At 59.4% G+C, this 281-nt stretch carries 1 protein-coding gene; it reads left to right on the top strand.

From position 1 onward, the window contains the following. Nucleotides 1-281, top strand: a 281-nt coding sequence (locus E0702_RS17025) for an ureidoglycolate lyase (protein WP_205742035.1), incomplete at both ends; no start/stop codon positions are given.

The following is a 281-nucleotide window of genomic DNA, read 5'->3' as shown; positions in this document are numbered from 1 at the left end:
GGAGTCCGATGGCGCGCCCATTATCAGCCTGTTTCGTTCCACGCCCTTAGCGCAACCGATCAGTCTCCGCATCATGGAGCGGCACCCACTGGGCAGTCAGGCGTTTTACCCACTAAGCCCCCGCCCTTATCTGGTGGTGGTGGCGCCTCCCGGAGACTTCGACGCCGACAAAGTGAAAGCCTTTCTGGCGCAACCGGGACAAGGCGTGAACTACCACAAGGGCGTCTGGCATCACTTCTGTCTGGCCCTGGAAGACGTCAGTGACTTTCTTGTCATTGACC

This window comes from Halomonas marinisediminis, from assembly GCF_004347715.1.
Classification (GTDB): domain Bacteria; phylum Pseudomonadota; class Gammaproteobacteria; order Pseudomonadales; family Halomonadaceae; genus Halomonas; species Halomonas icarae.
This window is presented reverse-complemented; position numbering and strand designations above follow the sequence as displayed.